The 3,881-nt window shown below is 52.6% G+C and carries 3 tRNA genes and 3 rRNA genes; all 6 read left to right on the top strand.

What is annotated here, in order from left to right:
- Nucleotides 1–214: ribosomal RNA gene (locus tag AC1DSE_RS32680) — 16S ribosomal RNA — on the top strand; the annotation flags it as partial.
- A gap of 110 nt (nucleotides 215–324) precedes the next feature.
- A 5S ribosomal RNA gene (gene rrf / locus AC1DSE_RS32675) occupies nucleotides 325–441 on the top strand.
- Between the two features lie 153 nt (nucleotides 442–594).
- Nucleotides 595–3,391, top strand: a 23S ribosomal RNA gene (locus tag AC1DSE_RS32670).
- A gap of 148 nt (nucleotides 3,392–3,539) precedes the next feature.
- Nucleotides 3,540–3,616, top strand: a tRNA-Met gene (locus AC1DSE_RS32665).
- A gap of 40 nt (nucleotides 3,617–3,656) precedes the next feature.
- A tRNA-Asp gene (locus AC1DSE_RS32660) sits at nucleotides 3,657–3,733 on the top strand.
- A gap of 30 nt (nucleotides 3,734–3,763) precedes the next feature.
- Nucleotides 3,764–3,838, top strand: a tRNA-Gln gene (locus AC1DSE_RS32655).
- Nucleotides 3,839–3,881 lie beyond the last annotated feature (43 nt).

The raw sequence follows: 3,881 nt of genomic DNA, 5'->3' as shown, positions 1-3,881 counted from the left end.
GAAGTCGGAATTGCTAGTAATCGCGGATCAGCATGCCGCGGTGAATACGTTCCCGGGTCTTGTACACACCGCCCGTCACACCACGAGAGTTTACAACACCCGAAGCCGGTGGGGTAACCCGCAAGGGAGCTAGCCGTCGAAGGTGGGGTAGATGATTGGGGTGAAGTCGTAACAAGGTAGCCGTATCGGAAGGTGCGGCTGGATCACCTCCTTTCTAAGGAAATACCCGARCCCGATGAGGTTCGGATAAACTTGGCAGTTTATCGCTTACTCGTTGTCAGTTTTGAAAGATTAATCATCTTTCAATGYAAGTCAAGTCATCCGTTTGGTGGCGATGGCGGAGGTGAACCACGCGTTCCCATACCGAACACGACCGTTAAGCCCTTCAGCGCCGATGGTACTTAGACCGCAGGGTCTTGGGAGAGTAGGACGTCGCCAAGCAGGTGTTATRTTTTACACCTATGCAGCAGCCRTAAGGCTCCGCTGTGATTTAYYTTGCACCTTGAAAACTGGATAACGAAAGAAAAAGAATTGCTGAAACATCCTTTAAAGCTGTTTTTACGTAAGCGAAGGTGAGCGATCACCTGAGCATTTGGTTAAGCTAGTAAGAGCGCACGGAGGATGCCTAGGCACCAGGAGCCGAAGAAGGACGTGGCGAACAACGATACCGCCCCGGGGAGCCGTAAGCAGGCATTGATCCGAGGATTTCCGAATGGGGAAACCCATCTGTCGTAATGGACAGTTACTCTCAACTGAATACATAGGTTGGGTAGAGGCATACCAGGGGAACTGAAACATCTAAGTACCCTGAGGAAGAGAAAACAATAGTGATTCCGTCAGTAGCGGCGAGCGAACGCGGATTAGCCCAAACCAAGGAGCTTGCTYCTTGGGGTTGTAGGACGTCTCACATGGAGTTACAAAAGTGTTTGGTAGGCGAAGAGGTCTGGAAAGGCCCGCCAGAGCAGGTAAAAGCCCTGTAACCGAAAGCAAGCACYCTCCGAGACGGATCCTGAGTACGGCGGGACACGAGAAACCCCGTCGGAATCCGGCAGGACCATCTGCCAAGGCTAAATACTCCCTGGTGACCGATAGTGAAGCAGTACCGTGAGGGAAAGGTGAAAAGCACCGCGGAAGCGGAGTGAAAAAGAACCTGAAACCGTGCGCTTACAAAAAGTCAGAGCCCGTTAAATGGGTGATGGCGTGCCTTTTGTAGAATGAACCGGCGAGTTACGATCACGTGCAAGGTTAAGTCGGGAAGACGGAGCCGTAGCGAAAGCGAGTCTGAATAGGGCGAATAAGTACGTGGTCGTAGACCCGAAACCGTGTGATCTACCCCTGTCCAGGGTGAAGGTGCGGTAACACGCACTGGAGGCCCGAACCCACGCATGTTGAAAAATGCGGGGATGAGGTGGGGGTAGCGGAGAAATTCCAATCGAACTCGGAGATAGCTGGTTCTCCCCGAAATAGCTTTAGGGCTAGCCTCGAGGAATGAGCGTCGTGGAGGTAGAGCACTGATTGGGTGCGGGGCCCGCCAAGGGTTACCAAGTCCAGTCAAACTCCGAATGCCATAGACGTGCTACTCGGGAGTCAGACAGTGAGTGCTAAGATCCATTGTCAAGAGGGAAACAGCCCAGATCATCAGCTAAGGTCCCCAAGTGTGTGTTAAGTGGGAAAGGATGTGGAGTTGCAAAGACAACCAGGATGTTGGCTTAGAAGCAGCCATCATTTAAAGAGTGCGTAATAGCTCACTGGTCGAGTGACTCTGCGCCGAAAATGTAACGGGGCTAAACACACCACCGAAGCTATGACATGTACCATTAGGTACTTGGGTAGGGGAGCGTTGAATACGGATTGAAGTTGGACCGTGAGGACTGGTGGACTGTATTCAAGTGAGAATGCCGGTATGAGTAACGAAAAGACAAGTGAGAATCTTGTCCGCCGAAAGCCTAAGGGTTCCTGAGGAAGGCTCGTCCTCTCAGGGTAAGTCGGGACCTAACGCGAGGCCGAAAGGCGTAGTGGATGGACAACAGGTTGAAATTCCTGTACCACCGAAGATYGTTTGAGCAATGGGGTGACACAGAAGGGCAGTGACGCGGACTGATGGAATAGTCCGTCCAAGCAGTGAGGCTGATCGATAGGCAAATCCGTCGATCATAAGGCTGGGCTGTGATGGGGAGCGAAAATTGCAGTAGCGAAGGTCATGTACTCCGGCTGTCAAGAAAAGCCTCTAGTGAGATCTAGGTGCCCGTACCGCAAACCGACACAGGTAGGCGAGCAGAGCATGCTAAGGCGCGCGGAAGAACTCTCGTTAAGGAACTCGGCAAAATGACCCCGTAACTTCGGGAGAAGGGGTGCCTCGGTAGGGTGAATAGCCCGAGGGGGCCGCAGTGAAAAGGCCCAAGCGACTGTTTAGCAAAAACACAGGTCTGTGCGAAGCCGTAAGGCGAAGTATACGGGCTGACGCCTGCCCGGTGCTGGAAGGTTAAGGGGAGCGGTTAGGRGYAAYCCGAAGCTGTGAACCGAAGCCCCAGTAAACGGCGGCCGTAACTATAACGGTCCTAAGGTAGCGAAATTCCTTGTCAGGTAAATTCTGACCCGCACGAATGGCGTAACGACTTGGGCGCTGTCTCAACGAGAGATCCGGTGAAATTTTAATACCTGTGAAGATGCAGGTTACCCGCGACAAGACGGAAAGACCCCATGGAGCTTTACTGTAACTTGATATTGAACTTTGGTACGATCTGTACAGGATAGGTGGGAGCCTWWGAAGCATGAGCGCCAGCTTGTGTGGAGGCAACGTTGGGATACCACCCTGATCGTATCGGAGTTCTAACCTAGAACCGTGAAACCGGTTCGGGGACCGTGTCAGGTGGACAGTTTGACTGGGGCGGTCGCCTCCTAAAATGTAACGGAGGCGCCCAAAGGTTCCCTCAGAATGGTTGGAAATCATTCGAAGAGTGCAAAGGCATAAGGGAGCTTGACTGCGAGACCTACAAGTCGAGCAGGGACGAAAGTCGGGCTTAGTGATCCGGTGGTACCGAATGGAAGGGCCATCGCTCAACGGATAAAAGCTACCCTGGGGATAACAGGCTTATCTCCCCCAAGAGTCCACATCGACGGGGAGGTTTGGCACCTCGATGTCGGCTCATCGCATCCTGGGGCTGAAGTAGGTCCCAAGGGTTGGGGTGTACCAGTTGTTCCGCCAGGAGCACCGCTGGGTAGCCAAGTACGGACGGGATAAGCGCTGAAAGCATCTAAGCGTGAAGCCCCCCTCAAGATGAGATTTCCCAGTATGTAAGACCCCTTGAAGACGACGAGGTTGATAGGTTCGGGGTGGAAGCACAGCAATGTGTGTAGCTGACGAATACTAATCGGTCGAGGGCTTATCCTAAACACGTTTACTGTGACCCATACATCCAGTAGACAGCAGCATTAAGGCTTCAGCAAGCCTAAACTTTCGTATCCAGTTTTCAGGGCGCAATTTGCTAATGCATGCATTAGTGATCGTTCTGTAAATGAATAGCTTTAGTAGTAAATGACGCGGGGTGGAGCAGCCCGGTAGCTCGTCGGGCTCATAACCCGAAGGCCGCAGGTTCAAATCCTGCCCCCGCAACCAAACCAAAGTTTCACTTTCGGATTTATCCGAGCTTACATACGGAGCTGTGGTGTAGTGGCCCAACATGCCTGCCTGTCACGCAGGAGACCGCGGGTTCGAATCCCGTCAGCTCCGCCACTTTTACAAGAAGAGTAACAAAATATATGTTGGGGATTAGCCAAGCGGTAAGGCAACGGACTTTGACTCCGTCATTCTCAGGTTCGATCCCTGAATCCCCAGCCATTTATATGCGGAAGTGGCTCAGCGGTAGAGCATCGCCTTGCCA

This window comes from Paenibacillus sp. 01L418, assembly GCF_056400045.1.
Note: the sequence above shows the minus strand (reverse complement) of the source record. Positions and strands in the feature narration are given on the sequence as shown.